14 protein-coding genes and 1 pseudogene are annotated in these 15072 nt (G+C 60.2%); 6 read left to right on the top strand and 9 right to left on the bottom strand.

Features of this window, described 5'->3' with window-relative positions; translation table 11 throughout:
* Positions 1-35: 35 nt before the first annotated feature.
* Together WMQ00_RS00135 and WMQ00_RS00140 are read right to left on the bottom strand one after the other, a co-directional pair.
* Positions 36-428: a multidrug transporter gene (locus tag WMQ00_RS00135; protein WP_248100347.1), complete on the bottom strand. Its 393-nt coding sequence runs from the start codon at positions 426-428 to the stop codon at positions 36-38.
* Positions 425-1309, bottom strand: coding sequence for a carbohydrate kinase family protein (locus WMQ00_RS00140; RefSeq protein ID WP_023020561.1), 885 nt, complete (start codon positions 1307-1309; stop codon positions 425-427). The genes WMQ00_RS00135 and WMQ00_RS00140 overlap by 4 nt, the downstream gene beginning before the upstream one ends.
* Before the next feature lie 20 nt (positions 1310-1329).
* Here WMQ00_RS00140 and WMQ00_RS00145 point away from each other — a divergent pair, with 20 nt between their 5' ends.
* Together WMQ00_RS00145 and WMQ00_RS00150 are read left to right on the top strand one after the other, a co-directional pair.
* A complete protein-coding gene (locus tag WMQ00_RS00145) occupies positions 1330-2538 on the top strand; it encodes a glycoside hydrolase family 32 protein (protein ID WP_023020562.1) in 1209 nt (402 codons plus the stop codon).
* A 133-nt stretch (positions 2539-2671) separates the two neighbouring features.
* Positions 2672-4720: a sucrose-specific PTS transporter subunit IIBC gene (locus WMQ00_RS00150; protein WP_023020563.1), complete on the top strand. Its 2049-nt coding sequence runs from the start codon at positions 2672-2674 to the stop codon at positions 4718-4720.
* 218 nt (positions 4721-4938) lie between these two features.
* Here WMQ00_RS00150 and WMQ00_RS00155 read toward each other — a convergent pair whose 3' ends face one another.
* Positions 4939-5856, bottom strand: coding sequence for a hypothetical protein (locus WMQ00_RS00155; RefSeq protein ID WP_023020564.1), 918 nt, complete (start codon positions 5854-5856; stop codon positions 4939-4941).
* A gap of 529 nt (positions 5857-6385) precedes the next feature.
* On the opposite strand from WMQ00_RS00155, the gene rplN reads away from it, so the two are divergent.
* From rplN to rplE, 3 genes are read left to right on the top strand one after another with little or no spacing between them, the layout of a single operon-like run.
* A complete protein-coding gene (gene rplN, locus WMQ00_RS00160; RefSeq protein ID WP_005322812.1) occupies positions 6386-6754 on the top strand; it encodes a 50S ribosomal protein L14 in 369 nt (122 codons plus the stop codon).
* Positions 6755-6758: 4 nt separating this feature from the next.
* Positions 6759-7073 carry a 50S ribosomal protein L24 gene (gene rplX, locus WMQ00_RS00165; RefSeq protein ID WP_023027809.1) on the top strand — a complete coding sequence of 105 codons (315 nt, stop codon included), beginning with the start codon at positions 6759-6761 and terminating at the stop codon, positions 7071-7073.
* A gap of 2 nt (positions 7074-7075) precedes the next feature.
* Positions 7076-7627 carry a 50S ribosomal protein L5 gene (gene rplE / locus WMQ00_RS00170; RefSeq protein WP_023020566.1) on the top strand — a complete coding sequence of 184 codons (552 nt, stop codon included), beginning with the start codon at positions 7076-7078 and terminating at the stop codon, positions 7625-7627.
* Between the two features lie 58 nt (positions 7628-7685).
* Here the strand turns inward: rplE and WMQ00_RS00175 are convergent, their stop codons facing one another.
* The 4 genes and pseudogenes from WMQ00_RS00175 to WMQ00_RS11985 form a co-directional block, all read right to left on the bottom strand.
* Positions 7686-8264, bottom strand: a complete 579-nt coding sequence (locus WMQ00_RS00175) for a hypothetical protein (protein WP_023020567.1) — start codon at positions 8262-8264, stop codon at positions 7686-7688.
* Between the two features lie 108 nt (positions 8265-8372).
* On the bottom strand, positions 8373-9515 hold the full coding sequence (locus tag WMQ00_RS00180) for a hypothetical protein (protein WP_200288272.1): 1143 nt from the start codon (positions 9513-9515) through the stop codon (positions 8373-8375).
* Positions 9512-9850, bottom strand: a complete 339-nt coding sequence (locus WMQ00_RS11980) for an AAA family ATPase (protein WP_034655739.1) — start codon at positions 9848-9850, stop codon at positions 9512-9514. Before WMQ00_RS11980 ends, WMQ00_RS00180 begins: the two co-directional genes overlap by 4 nt.
* Before the next feature lie 26 nt (positions 9851-9876).
* A pseudogene (locus tag WMQ00_RS11985) lies at positions 9877-10257 on the bottom strand (ATP-binding cassette domain-containing protein); the annotation flags it as partial.
* A 126-nt stretch (positions 10258-10383) separates the two neighbouring features.
* On the opposite strand from WMQ00_RS11985, the gene WMQ00_RS00190 reads away from it, so the two are divergent.
* The gene (locus WMQ00_RS00190; RefSeq protein WP_023020572.1) at positions 10384-11169 is read left to right on the top strand and encodes a formate/nitrite transporter family protein; all 786 of its coding nucleotides are present in this window, start codon (positions 10384-10386) and stop codon (positions 11167-11169) included.
* Positions 11170-11224: 55 nt separating this feature from the next.
* On the opposite strand, the gene WMQ00_RS00195 is transcribed toward WMQ00_RS00190, so the two are convergent.
* Positions 11225-13693 carry a GNAT family N-acetyltransferase gene (locus tag WMQ00_RS00195; protein WP_340440563.1) on the bottom strand — a complete coding sequence of 823 codons (2469 nt, stop codon included), beginning with the start codon at positions 13691-13693 and terminating at the stop codon, positions 11225-11227.
* Complete coding sequence (locus WMQ00_RS00200; protein ID WP_234288129.1) at positions 13693-15042, bottom strand: lysine N(6)-hydroxylase/L-ornithine N(5)-oxygenase family protein; 1350 nt, start codon at positions 15040-15042, stop codon at positions 13693-13695. The genes WMQ00_RS00195 and WMQ00_RS00200 overlap by 1 nt, the downstream gene beginning before the upstream one ends.
* Positions 15043-15072 lie beyond the last annotated feature (30 nt).

Below are 15072 nucleotides of genomic sequence, written 5' to 3' on the forward strand. Positions count from 1 at the left end.
GGAAACCTGCCAATTGTGGCTGTTGCCCAGTCGCTCTAGTTGACCTTTCTTTGTATATCTAGAAAGGAAATTGCCACTACAAAAAGATTGAGCACGCTTCCCGCGCCGAGCAAAAAGGTACCGATTCGATAGGAACCTGTGCCCACGGCCGCCATATTGCCGTAGATATAGACCCAGATGCCCCAGCCGATGAGCAGAACGAGGCCGGCAAGACCAGAGAGCAGGCGGAGGCTACGAGGGGAGGTAGGGGCGAAGAATTTATAGGCGGCGTCGACAAGCGCGCAAGCCGCTAGCCCCAGACTCAGCCCGCCGGTCAACCAAACAGGAAGTAGAGCGGAGGTGCCAAAAACTACGGGCAGGATAAACGCGAGAAACGCGAGGATAAAGAGCGCGGAGTGCAGCCACAGGGTGCGCTTGGTGTAGGTCATAGCGCTGACTCTACTTCCTCACGCCGTGGTGGGTTAGCACCTTTGCGTGAAACGGTGATCCCTGCGGCGGCCGCGGCGAAGGACAGGATTTCCTTCCACTCCGCAGCTCCTAGTTCAGACAAGGCGGTGGCGTCGAGCCCGCGCTCATCAATCTGGGTCAACAATGCGGCCATGATGGTATCGCCGGCGCCAATGGTGTCGGCGACGGTGACCTTTGCGGCCGGCACCTGTAGTGCGGTGTCACCGGCCTGAACGCTAAGGCCCTCCCCGCCGCGGGTAATTACGACGACGGGGACCTGGGAAATGAGGTCGGTGCCGAGGAATTCCACCTCCTCGTCGGAAAGCTTGAGCACAGTGACGTGGGGGAGCAGGTCCGCTAGGAATTCTCGGTGCTCCTGGGTGGCGTAGAACGGGCGGATATTCGGATCGAGGGCGACCAAGGTACCTTGTGCGGCAAAATCCTTCAATAGTTGCGCATAGCGGGAGGCGCCAGGTTCAAGGGCAAGGGAGACCGTGCCAAAGCACGCGATATCGGCCGGAACCAAGTGTGGCTCAACCAAGCGGTCGGCGGTGCCCTCGATATAGAAGTTATAGGAAGCGGAGCCGTCCTCATGGATGGTCGTGACGGCTAGCGTGGTGGGCTCATCGCCACGCTGCAGGTGGGTGGTGGTCACGCCTTCTGACTTAAGGCGGCCAACGAGTTCCTGGCCAAAACCATCGGTAGAAAGGCGGGACTGGAACTCTACGTCCGCCCCCAGTCTCGCGGCTGCGATGGCCACGTTAAATGGCCCGCCGCCCAGCGCCGGGGTGTGGTCGTTCAAGCTGCCAGGGGCTACTGGAACGAGGTCCACGAGCCCTTCACCGCACACATGAATAGTCATATTTTCATAGTATCGGTGATATGAACTACCGGCCCAATTTTCACCTTGCCCCACCACAAGGCCGCCTCAATGATCCCAATGGTGTCTTTGTAGACGGTGATACCTTGCATGTTTACTACCAGCATGACCCTGCCTTCCCGCGCCAGCCCAAGCGCACCGGCTGGGGCCATGCGACCACACGTGTTTCCGCGCCCACGCCATGGCAACACCACCCGGATGCCTTATACCCGGATCTGCCCTATGACAAGGATGGATGCTATTCGGGCGGCGCGGTGGTCGATGGCACCGATGTCTGGCTGTTTTATACAGGCAACCTGAAACAAGACGGCCGCCGCATTCCCTCGCAGAACCGCGTGCGCGCCCTCGACCCTTCGGGCCCTGAAGGCGGCATCTATCTCCGCGATGAGAATAACCCCCTCATCCCGGACTCCCCGGAGGGTTATACGGGCCACTTCCGTGACCCACAGATCACCCGCGACGGTGACGGTTGGCGGATGGTCATCGGCGCCCAAACCGAAGATGAACGCGGCACCATTGTTCTCTACCGCTCCCAGGACTTAGCGCAGTGGGACTTTCAGGGCGAGATTGTTTTGGATGATCCTTCCCAGCTGCCGGGCGGATATATGTGGGAGTGTCCTAATCTCCTCACGCTAGGGGACAAGCAGGTACTCATCTTTTGCCCGCAAGCAGAAACGGACCGCTGCGGCTATGTCGTGGGCACGCTCGAAGGGTTGGATTTTCACATTGAGCGCGGCTTTACACTCTTGGATCACGGCACCCAGTTTTATGCGCCGCAGGCTACCGAGGACGGCATCCTGCTGGGGTGGATGGGCATGCCCGCCCAGGATGACACTCCGACGCAAGGCTGGGTGCACACCTTGACCCTGCCACGCCGCATCTGGCTTGAGGGTGACTACTTGCACCAAGAGCCGCTGTGGTCTGCCTTGCCGGAGACCCACGGGCGCGAAGGCTTTGGCTCCACCATCGATATCAAGGGCGAAGGTTCCTTTGCTCTTATCGACGCCGCCGGGGATGAAGCTTTCCGTGTCACCCAACGCGACGGGACCATTTCCTTTAATGGCGGAGAACCCATCGACTGCCCGGATGGTGAGATGCGCTTGATTGCGGATGGCTGCGCCGTTGAGGTCTATGCCGGGGGTGGTCGGATTGCTGCTTCGTTCGCGGTGTTTGGCGAGTCACCGTGGCAGGGGTGGGAACCGCGCGGGTAGGTGTACCTATCACCGGTGAAGTTGCCAACACTCCGCCCGAATGTGTGGACTTAGGCCCGAATTCCAGCTGTAATGGACATAAGTAGTCACGTCCGGTATCAGGATGTGATCCATTACACTGAAGGGCTCTTCTATGGACCACAAGGAAGTAGCCGCCCGCACGCTTAAGGCGCTCGGCGGCGAAAACAACATCAACGCACTCGCGCACTGCGCCACGCGCCTGCGCATGGTGCTGCAAGATTCGGACAAGGTGGATACCGCCGCGCTGGATAATGACCCCGATCTCAAGGGCACCTTTGAGGCTGGCGGTATGTTCCAGGTCATCGTCGGCCCTGGTGACGTCAATATCGTCTTCCAGGAAATGACCAACCTGATTTCCAAGGACGTGGCCGTATCCACCGACCGTCTAAAAGACATCGCTGCTGAATCCGGCAACTGGTTTAGCCGGGCCGTCAAAGTCTTGGCGGATATCTTCGTGCCGCTCATCCCCATCCTATTGGGCGGCGGTTTGCTCATGGCTCTCAATAACGTCTTGACGGCCGAAGGCCTGTTTGGCGATAAATCCGTCATCGAGATGTTCCCGGCGTGGGAAGGCTTTGCTGGGCTAGTTAATTTGCTCGCCGCCGCGCCATTCGCCTTCCTGCCCATCCTCGTCGGCTTTACCGCGACGAAGCGCTTTGGTGGCAACGAGTTCCTTGGCGCCGGTATGGCTATGGCGATGGTCATGCCGGATTTGGTCAGCGGTTACAACGTGGCTGAAGCGATTGAAAGCGGCGAGATGTCCTATTGGAATATCTTTGGCTTCGACGTCGCCCAGGCCGGCTACCAAGGTTCCATCCTTCCTATCTTGGTGATTTCGTGGATCCTCGCCACCTTGGAGAAATTCCTGCACAAGCACCTCAAGGGCACGGTGGACTTCATGCTTACCCCGCTGCTCACGCTGCTCATTACCGGTTTCTTAACCTTTATGGGCTTGGGGCCCATCCTGCGCACGGCCGGCGACTGGCTTGGCATGGGACTAGCTAACCTCTATGACTTTGCCGGTCCAGTGGCCGGTTTCCTCTTCGGCCTTGTCTATTCGCCGATTGTGATTACCGGCTTGCATCAATCTTTCCCGCCGATTGAGACGATGTTGTGGAACGAGGGCGGTTCCTTTATCTTCCCGATTGCCTCCATGGCCAATATCGCCCAAGGTGGTGTCGCGCTCGCCGTATACTTCCTGGCCCGCTCCGAAAAGCTCAAGGGGCTGGCCGGTGCCTCCGGCATTTCCGCCCTGTTCGGTATTACTGAGCCCGCTATCTTCGGCGTAAACCTTCGCTTGCGCTGGCCGTTCTATATCGGCATGGCGGCGTCCGCCGTTTCCTCTGCCTTCATCGCCATCTTTGGCGTGCTTGCCGATGCCCTCGGCGCCGCCGGCTTCATCGGTTTCGTCTCCGTCCCCCGCTTCGTGCCGACCTTTCTCCTGTGTGGTGTCATCTCCTTCGTGATTGCCTTTGTGGGCGCGTACCTCTACGGCCGCGTGCTCATTCGGAAGAATGGCTCCATCGACCCGGACGAGGTCAATCCTCCCGCAGCCGAGGCACAGGCTGCCGCTGCCACCCCAGCTGCGGTAGCTGCCGACGATGCCTGCACCATCTTCTCCCCACTGGAGGGCACCGCCGTGCCACTGTCTCAGGTCAGCGATCCTATGTTTGCCGGTGGCAAGCTGGGCCAAGGTGTGGCAATCGAGCCCACCGTGGGCAAGCTGGTTGCGCCTGCCGACGGCAAAATCACCGTTACTTTCCCCTCCCACCATGCCTATGCCATTCGTGCCAAGGACTCAGTGGTGGGCAATATCGATATCCTCATGCATATCGGATTCGATACGGTAAACCTCAAGGGTGAGCACTTCACCTCCCACGTCACCAAGGGCGATGAGGTCAAGCGGGGCGATATCCTCGCCGAATTCGATATCGACGCTATCAAGGCCGCCGGCCTTCCCGTGACCACTCCGGTGGTTGTCTCGAATTCGAAGAAGACCGGCCCGGTCATCCCTACCGAGGCCTTCCGCCCCGGCGAACTTATTGGCTCCGGTACCGATATCTTCACCGTGGATCCCAAGCTCGAGCCAGCATCCACACCAACCACTGGCCATGCAGCTACACCTGCATCCACTGAGGAGCCTTCCAGTACAACCAGCTAGCTCTAAAGAACAAAGGCCGAACTGAGAGATACTTCTTCCCAGTTCGGCCTTTAGTGTATTAGAAACAACTGTGCTCCCATGGCCAAAAGCTCATTTGGAGCCCAAGCGAATTGCGATGCACCAGGGAGTCCACAGCAAAAAGCTGCGCCGGCCGGACCGAAGCCCGACCGACGCAGCAAGTCTCAATTCAGTTTCCTATCTAGTAGGGAGGCTCTTGCTTAAGCGAAGAACTTGCGGCGTGCGGTGAAAGCGCCAGCAGCAACCATTGCAGCTACGGCCAGAGCAGCCAGAGCCTGTGCAACGGAGTTGGAGCCGGTCTCAGCGGACATGTCACGTGCGGAGTCTGCAGATTCGCCAGTTGCCGGGGCAGATAGTGCGGAAGGAACCTCAGCCAGGGCAGCGTCGCCCTTAGCGAGCTGACCGACCTGGGCGATAACTTCGTCCTTGTTAGCGTTCAGCATCTGCTCGGAAGCAGCCTTTTCCTCAGCGGTCGGTTCCTGGTTCTTGCGTGCCTCGTCCTTGACGTAGGTCTTGCCGTCCTGGGAAAGGTACCAGGTGATGCCACCGATGATCAGTGCAGCTGGCAGTGCCAACCAAGCCAGCTTATTCTTGTCGAATTCAGGCTTCGAATCCTCAGACAGGAACGCCTCAGCGTAAGAATTGCGCATCTCGTCGGTGATCTCTTCATTCACCAGAGCTGGGTCGTTGACGTAAACCTTCGGATCCTTCAGGCTCTGGTACCACTCGTTGCCCTCGGCGTCCTTCTTCGTAGCTGGAGCAGGGATACCTTCTTTGTTGGAGCTCTCGGAGTCAGTACCCTCGGCGTCGGCTGCGCCTTCAGTGTCAGTCTCGTTTCCAGGGGTCTCAGGATCAGCGCTTTCACCATCCTTTGACTGCTGACGCTCCCAGATGGCGCGAGCTTGATCCTCAGTGAGGGTAGGTACGGTGTCCTCGCCGGCTGGGTTCTCAAAGCGGTTGCGTGGTGCGTAGCTGCCGTCGGGCTGCTTGTCGTAGGTAATGCCATTGGTCTCGATGGAAGCCGGTAGTGGCATCTGAGCCTGGGCAATAGCTGCGCCGCCAAAGGCGAGTGCGCCGGTCAGTACAGCAGCAGTCAGGGTCTGTGGCAAACGCTTCATGTGCTTCTCCTTCGGGAAATATGGGAAAGAGCAAAGAAACGTCTTTCGCGGGCAAATACCAGTAGTCACAGAATTTGCAGTTGTTGCATGAAAATCAGAAGTTAACTGTAATTCTCATGCGTTACAGCAGTGAAAGATCAAACCATTAGAATGGCTGCGCGATGGACTTTGCACTGAGCGTTGTTAAAGTGTGGTTCATATGTGCAGATTGTGGCGATGATTTTGGAGCCTATGCGTGTCGTAGTATTCGAAATAAGAGGCCGAGGGGTAAGCGGGTGTACTGACGGAAATATATGTGGAGGTAGGGGGCGTCGGTAATCACTAAGCGGCGTTTTGGTATGGGCGCTGGCGTGTGGTTGAATGTATAGGTTGCAAAAGCTGGTCGGCCCGTAGTGGTGCGTTTCCGAACCGCCGGTCCGAGACCCTTCGGCACAGTCCGTTGTCAAGGCTTGAGCATCGCAAGTTTGTAGACCGCGTGCGGCAAGGACGGAAATCTTACCGCACATCAATCCAGGTCAGGAGACCCATAGTGATTCAGCAAGAATCGCGTCTGCGCGTCGCCGACAACTCTGGTGCACGTGAACTGCTGTGCATCCGCGTTCTCGGCGGCTCTGTCCGACGCTCCGCTGGCATCGGCGACGTCATCGTCGCGACTGTCAAGGACGCTGTCCCAGGTGGCAACGTCAAGGAAGGCGACGTAGTTAAGGCAGTTATCGTCCGTGCGAAGAAGGAAACCCGTCGTCCAGACGGCTCCTACATTCGCTTTGACGAGAACGCTGCAGTTGTTCTCAAGGGCGATAGCGAGCCTCGTGGTACCCGTATCTTCGGACCGGTTGCTCGCGAACTTCGTGACAAGCGTTTCATGAAGATCGTTTCTCTCGCACCGGAGGTGATCTAGTCTTATGAAGATCCATAAGGGAGATATGGTGATCGTCATTTCGGGCCCAGATAAGGGCGCGAAGGGCAAGGTCATCGAGGCATACCCAAAGCGTGACAAGGTCCTCGTAGAGGGCGTTAACCGCATCAAGAAGCACGTCGCAAACTCTGCTGCCGAGCGTGGCGCCGAGTCCGGCGGAATCGTTACCCAGGAAGCACCGATCCACGTGTCCAACGTTGCGATCGTTGACTCCGAAGGCAACCCGACCCGCGTGGGCTACCGTTTCGACGAGAACGGCAAGAAGGTCCGTATCGCGCGTAGCAACGGGAAGGACATCTAAAAATGAGCGAGAACTACACCCCGCGTCTGAAGACTCGCTACCGCGAGGAAATCCGCAAGACCCTGAATGACGAGTTCAAGTACGACAACGTCATGCAGATCCCTGGTGTCACCAAGGTTGTCGTCAACATGGGTGTTGGCGAAGCCGCACGTGACTCCAAGGTCATCAACGGCGCACTCGAGGATCTGACCGCTATTACCGGTCAGAAGCCGCAGCTGCGTCGCGCTAAGAAGTCCATCGCGAACTTCAAGCTTCGTGAGGGCATGCCCATTGGCGCACGCGTTACCCTGCGCGGCGACCGCATGTGGGAGTTCCTAGACCGCCTGCTGACCATCGCGCTGCCACGTATTCGTGACTTCCGCGGTCTGTCTGATCAGCAGTTCGACGGCCACGGCAACTACACCTTCGGCCTGTCCGAGCAGTCCATGTTCTACGAGATCGACATCGACAAGATCGACCGCCCTCGTGGTATGGACATCACCGTCGTTACCACCGCTACTAACGACGACGAGGGCCGCAAGCTCCTGCGCGAGCTCGGCTTCCCGTTCAAGTAAATAGCGCTTGAGGCATTCCCCCGGCACTCCGAAAGGAGGCCGGGGGAATTTTTTGGTTTTAGTGCCGTCGGTGAAGCCACGCAGCCGCGCCTACAAGGAAGATAGTGGCGCACACGATGGCAATGATGGGAGACATACTTTGGCCGAGGGAATTGCCCAACGGCGTGGTTTCGCCCAAGCACCAGGGAAAAAGGAGCGCCAGCAACGACAGGGGGAGCGCAATTCCCGCAGATGCCTTCGAGTCCAGTGCGCTACGCAGCGTTAACGCGACGCCAACCGCAGCGAGACAGAAAAGGATCGTGGATGCTGAATGAATAGGTACTACCCCAATGAATAATCCGAATCCGAACACAGCGGTCCACGCTGCGGTAGCTGCACCCAACAAGGCAGTTTTCTCCTTGCGTAGCGAACGGGCCGTGCTCGTGGCCTCGTATTTCTCATCCCATGAACTATTCAGCAACGCCAGTATGGAGCCTGCGACGAGCAGTGGCAGCAGATTGAAAACGAATACGGGACGGTTCAGTGGCGCTCCGAAGAGCTGTGGAACGGCCAAGTTATCCAGGAACTGCGCTACCACGCCAAGGCTGAGGATTAAAAAGAACTCCGGCCAACGGCGAAGTCTCAGGTAGGGACTCATTGTGCAACCCCCAGCGGTGGTAGCTCGGAGCTGCACGTCTGCATGGTGTGAATAAAGGGAGCCAGAGCCACGGCTTGCTCTGCGGGCGAACGGTGAGAAAGCTCGTTTTCAATCCAGGCGCGCGCAGGAGTAGTTGAACTTTGTGCGCTGAGGGTAGTAAACCTGTCGTCCTCCGCTCTGAACGCATACGTGGCCCAGTCCGAAAGTACCTGGTGTGCGTTGCGAGAGGCAGAAGTTTCTTCGCAGGGGGCGCTGAGCGCGCAGCGCCGCAGCTTGAGCCTCATAAACCCGCGTGTACAGGGCCGCTGGGCTGGCCACTGTGTGGGACAACTCCGTGGCGTGATCGGAGCCGGGTTGACCGTATGTGCCGGTGAGGGGAGGAAGGCCGGCGTCGACAAGCATCTGCGTGAATTCCTGCCAGTGCGCGTCTGCGGCTACGACGAGTTCGTGATCTTCTGGCCAACTGCAGTATCGCTGTTTGTTCGCATCCCGGGTGCAGCTTGCCGACGCCTCCGTGGTGTCCCGTGCCCGCGTACCTTGGGGCCCCACTGCGGCGGAGCCAACAGCGGCGATGGTGATGATGGCGAGGAGAGTCAGCGCGGTGTAACGCGGGGCAGGGTGGTGGCGTGTCAGTGCGGCAAGGACACAGGCGCTTAAGGCCGCTACCATGACGGCAGAAATTGCGACCGAAGCCACCCGTCGCTGCCGTGCTATCAGCTCGTACCCATTGCCGGGGAAGAAAAGAAAGCGTAGGGAAGCCGGCGTGGAATCCGCACACGCCGATACCACGCACAAAGCTAGCGTGAGCAGTGCTGCGAGTAACGCGGCGAGAAGCCGGCGCCGGACAAAGACACCCAAACCCGCACCGAGAACCGCACACAACACAACCCACACAAGGCTGCTAATGATGACGAGGAACCATGGCGAGCTGCCCACGGGTGCGGTATAGACAAACCCTGCCAGGATCATGAAGTCGATAAGAATGCTGGCCAGTCCCCATGCCAGCGCCAGGCCGACGAGAAGTACTGCTGTGCGGGCGCGCGAGGTGGATGTGGAGCGTAGAAACGTGGCGTCCTGGCTTCCTGCGTCCCATGCAGCAATACTTTCGAGAAGTACGCCCGTAGCCGCGGCGACAACCGCGCAGATTGCGGTGGCCTCTGGCCAGGAACCGGCGACGTTACTGCCCCGCGCAGAGGCAAAACTCAGCAGTGCGGTGAAGAGTACAACAGGAATGAAGCGAACGTGTCTCACAAAGCAGCCCCTCCCCGTGCCCCGTCGGTAGCTTGTTCGGTGACGGCGCAGAATCCTTGTTCTACGGAGCCGTACCTTTCGATGAAATCTGCAACAGAAGAATCGACTGCGATGCACCTACGATGAAGAATGAGCGTGCGATCGGCGGAGTCCATATCAGCCGCGACGTGCGTAGACATGAGGACAGTGGTGCCGTTCGAAGCCATGTCACGCAGTGCGCGGATGAGTGAGGATCGTTGGTGTGGGTCGAGACCTGCGGTGGGTTCGTCGAGAAGCAGTACATCTGGCTCGTGGACAATGGCCCGCCGCGACCATGGCGCGGCGCTGCATTCCACCGGACATCGCGCAGGCGGGTAGTGCTGTGGTCCTCCAAGCCAATTATCCGCAAGGCATTTACCGCGTGCTGGCGTGCTGTCGCGCGGTCTAGTCCGCGCAGCCAGCCAACGTCTGCTACGAAATCCACTGCGCGTTGCGCCGGATCAAACACACTGCGTTGCGGAACCCAGCCGACACGTTGCCGCCACGAGTCGGAACGGCGGACGTCTTCACCGCCCACGAAGATGGTTCCTGTTGGCGGGCGTAGCTCACCGGCGATGAGCTGCATGAGCGTGCTTTTCCCCGCGCCATTTGCGCCGAGAAGGACGGTGAGCCCTGGGGCGAGGTCGAAGGATATATCGCGAACAACCTTAGTGCGGGCGGAGTAGCCGTAGCTGAGGTGCTGGACAGACAGGAAGGGTGTCATTCCCGCCAGTTTTTCTTAAGTGAAAAGTGATTGCAATTGGTTGCTGAAGATCAGGGATTCACCTGCGGTGCGTGCGGCGGAGTACGATACAAAGGTCTCTGAAATCTGAACCGTACGAGGTACTTGATGTCCTTGAATGATGCTGCCGCAGCAGCCGTGACGAAGAAGGTCACGCTCCTAGAGCAATCTTTCTCCCGCTTTGCTGTCCGTTCTACTTTGGCCGGCGTGTACCTGGCGATCGGTACGGCATTTGCTGCGGTGATGGGTATGGGCGTCGAGAAGCATGTGGAAGGCCTCGGTTCTCTGGTCTTTGCCTGCCTGTTCGGTTTGGGCCTTTTTGCCATCGTCATTCTGGGCGCGGACCTAGCCACCGGCAACATGATGTACATGGTCTACGGCGCCGTGAAGAAGCAGGTGGGCTGGGGAAAGGCGCTGTGGCTCCTCGCAGTCACCACGCTATTCAACCTAGTTGGCGCCGTGCTTTTCGCCGCAGCCATGGGTATGTCCGCCAAGCTCGGCGGCATCGACCCAAATCACCTTATCGTCGACCTCGCGATGGGCAAGCTCCTCAAAGGACCAGGCGGCATGTTCGTGGAGGCCATACTGGCCAACTTCGTGGTCAACATGGCGATTATCGGCGCTATCTTTGCCAAAGACATTGCCTCCAAGTTCTTCGTCATCGTGCCGATCATCGCCTGCTTCGTGGGCTTGGGCCTCGAGCACGTCATCGCGAATTTCTGCCTGATGACCCTGACCTTCTTCTGCGCCAGCCCGCTACCGGAAGGTTTTACCCTTTGGGTGGTGTTGGCCAATTGGTCCATCGTGTGGGTAGGAAACCTCATCGGTGGTGGCTTCCTAATTGGTGGCGTGTACGCCTGGCTTAACTCTGGCCCGGAAGCGTATCGCGACTAAGCTGCGGCGTAGTACGCGAGAAGGCCAACCCCGCACGAGCGGGGTTGGCCTTTACTTATCGCGCCGTCGATTCTGGAGAATGCAACGGGTTGTCCATGTCCCCGGCGTAGATGAGCGAGGACTCCTGGTCGCCCAAGTTCACCATCGATAACGGGTTGCGTAACTGCAAGCGGTTGAGGCACGAGTGCTTGAACTGCGGCGCGAGCACCGGAAGTTTCTCCAGCGTGCCGGGGAAGCGGCGTTCGTAATCCAGTACGACTTCACGGCAGGTGAGCCAAAATTCGGTCTCAGTGAGCAATCCCTCCCGGTCGAAGAGCGCGGCGAGGTGGCGCAGCACGCCGTCGAGGACGTCGGTGTGGATAGATAGCGCGCGCTGGGCACCGGTGAAGTCGCCGTGATCGACCTGCAGGCGCTCTAGTCCCGCAGGCATGTCCACGCGGGCGTCAACGACCGCGGCCTCTTCCCCCAGGTCCTTGAAAAACGCGCCGACGGGCGCGCCGTTGTCGAGCTCGAGGATGACATTCTCGCTGTGCGGCATGAACACGATTCCGTACTGGGCGAGCGCGTGGAGGACTGGGACAAGGTACACGTCGAGCAGCTGACGCAGCCATTCTTGCGGCGGTAGACTCGATTGCGCGATCCACTCGGCGGCGAGTGACTCTCCTGCCGGGTCGACGTAGAGGCAGCCCGCCAGGGTCACGGCCACGCTCGTGGCGGATAGCTGCGGCACGGGCGAGTCGCGCCACAGCGCGGAGAGCATTTTCTCTCGCCCGCTTGTTGAGTCCGCGGGCAGCGGGTGGCGGTGGTAGGTGTCGCCGCGGTAGCCTACGGCGACGATTTCTTTGAGCAGACGCACGTTGCAGGCCCGGAATTCCGGATCGACATTGAGCTGTTGGGCTAACCAATCGTTGATGGCGGGCGTGGTTTCCATGTACGCCGGCGAGAGCCCGCGGACGAACCCCATGTTGCGAATGCCCACGGCAGTCTTGACATAGGGCAGCGCCGGGCGCGAGTGGTTGAAGAACGTCCGCAGCGACTGCTGGGGGCGAAATAGGTCGCTGCTGGTGCCGATGTACACCAGATCCCGGGAAATGAGCTGGGCGAAAAAGATCGTGGAGATGCAGTTGTCCCACTGCCACGGGTGCAGCGGCAGCGGCACATAGTCATCCGGGTCGCAGCCCAATTCTGCGAGCGCCTGCTCATAGCGCGGCTCGAGGTCTCCGAGCTGTTCGGCGAAGAACCCGGCTAGGTCCGCGACGTCTTCTGATGCCGCCACCACGCAGTGCTCCCGCTTGGCGGCGAGCCACACGATGTGTACGTCGGCTCCCGCCTCCGGCGCGTAGGCGCGTAGCTCGGTAAGGCTCATCCCGCCGCGCCCCGAATTCGCGAGGAACCCGGGGTGCCCCTCATACATTGCTGACTCAGCGGAGACGAGATAGTCCGCCTGGGCATTCGCGCGCTCCTGGGCGCTGGCGGCGAGCTGCGGTGCGCGCAAGCTTTGCGCGGCGGGGCGAGTCGCGAGGGCGCGGGCACGGCCGGCGAGGGTCGCCTGAATTTCTTCGATGTAGGTGTGCAGGAACCCCGGTTCTATGCCCAGCTGTTCTGCGGCCCCGGCGATGAGCTCAGCCAGGTGCAGCGGGGCGGCATCGGCAGCTTCGATGCTTTCGGGGACGACTTCGAGATGCTCCAGCCCGTACTGGTGGGCCGAAAAGCTCAGCTCCCGCGGCCCCAAGTGGACCGACCATCGTTCTGAGTCCGGGTGAAAGCTCGGCGTCAGCAGTCTTTCATGGCTAAATTCGCGGATGGCCTTGGCGATGAGCTGGCGCTCAGCGGTCTCGGCCGCGCACAGCGCATTCGCCACCGGCGACAGCGAGCCGCGCGCGGCAGCCGCTGAGGAATAGAAGTCTGAGGCAGTACAACGCTGCACCCGTGCCGTCTTCGTGTGCCCGCCTTGAAGCAGGCGGACCTCGTTAAGTCCCGGCACATCAAGGAAGCCGGCCTCGGCGTTCTTGCGGTGAATTGCGCCATTGGCTACGTCGGGCTCCACGAGGAGTTCGCGGAAACCTCGGCAGTCGATGAGCCAGCGGATGACCGCGGCGAAAAGGCTGCTGGTTAGCCCAGAAACGTGGGCACCGGCCGGCGGGGCGACGAGGAAGTGCAGTCCGCGTAGTGGCTCTTCCAGCGTCAACTCCCTGACACCAGCAGCCTCCGAGCTAGCAGCCCCGGCCAACACCGAGTCCAGCACCACGCGGCGCGGGTCGTAGTCCTCGACGATGCCCATCGGTCTGCGCGGGGCGGCAGGGTACGGGCGCAGCTCGAGGATCCAGGCTTCTTCGTGCGGGGAGGCGCGGAGCCGGTCGTATTCGACGGCGACGTCGTTGACGCTGGCCTGTTGCATGCCCCAGAACGCGCAGTGAGGATCGGTGAGCCACCCGTGAACGAGCTCGGTGTCGCCGGGGGTGAGCGGGCGAAGGCGCACCGTGCCGTGGGGAGTGAAGATTTCGTCACGTTCGGTATTGAGCATTACTGACCCCCGAAGGTCTGGAAGGCGACGGAACGCTCGATGGGATAGTACTCGCGGCCGGTGATGGCCTTGAGAATAATGGAGTTCCTCCACGGTCCCATCCCGAGATCCGGCGCGATGAGCGAATGAAGGTGTTCCTCGGCGTTTTGGACGAAGAGCGACTGGGCGGCGTCGATGGCGAACTCGGGATCGATGGCCAGGCGCCCGGCCGTGTCGAACTGGACTTCTTCGCGTGCGGTCTCCAGGAAGCTGGGGAAGAGCGGGGCCTTGTAGCCGGTGGCGAGCACCAGCGCGTTTGTCGCGTGCGTGCGGGTTTCGCCGGTCTCGCCGTGGGTCAACGTCAGCTGGAACGGGGCGGACGCGTCTGCGTCGCATAGCGCCGCGCTCCAGCCGGCTAGGAGCGTCGAGGCGAATGGGCGCGGCAGGCCCTTCGTGATGGACAACCGGTAGTAGGTGTCGTAGATGTGATTGACGAGCTGGCCGGAGATTCCCTTGTAAAGATTGCGCTGCTCGCGGTTGAGCCGGTCGCGCGTCGCGGCGTCCAGGCCGCGGAAGAACTGCGCGTACTCGGGGCTAGTCATCTCGAGGGTGAGCTTGGTGTATTCCATGGGGAAGAAGCGCCCCGAGCGGGTGACCCAGTCCAGCCGCGTGCCCTGGTACGCGGCAGGTTCCATGAGATTGGCGTAAATCTCGGCCGCGGACTGCCCCGACCCGATGATGGTGACGGACTCCTGGGCGAGCAACTCCTCCTTGTGCTCAAGATAGTCCGCCGAGTGTACGGCGAGCCCGGCTTCCGGCGCAGCCCGCAGCTCGGCGGGAATAAACGGTATGGTGCCCACTCCGACCACGACGTTGCGGCTGAGCACCGTGCAGGTGTCCCGTGGCCCGTTGACGGTGACCTCCCACAGATCGTCGACGCGGCGCACCGACGTCACCGTGGAGTTCCACTCGAGCGTGCTCAGCTGCTGGGAGACCCAGGTGCAGTAATCGGAGTATTCCTCGCGCAGCGGGTTGAAATCCTCCTTGATGTAGAATTGGTGGATGCGCCCTTGCTGCTTGCAGTAGTTGAGGAAACTGTACGGGCTCGTGGGGTCGGCGAGGGTGACCAGATCGGCCATGAACGGAACCTGGATCGTCGTCCCAGGAATCATCATCCCGGGGTGCCAGCAAAATTCCGCGCGCGAATCGAAGAACGCCGCGCGCAGCGCGCCGCCGTCAACCAGCGGCTGGCTCAGCGCCGCCAGGCCCAGGTTGAACGGCCCGATCCCGATGCCCACCAGGTCATAGGGCTTAATGCTAGATTCGGCATCAGCGGCGGCGGCAGTGCGGGCGGTGGTGGAAGAAGACATTACAAACTCCTGTTTTAAGTTTCTGTGGGT

Origin of the sequence: Corynebacterium sp. KPL2825 (assembly GCF_037908445.1) — a bacterium.
Lineage (GTDB): Bacteria > Actinomycetota > Actinomycetes > Mycobacteriales > Mycobacteriaceae > Corynebacterium > Corynebacterium kefirresidentii.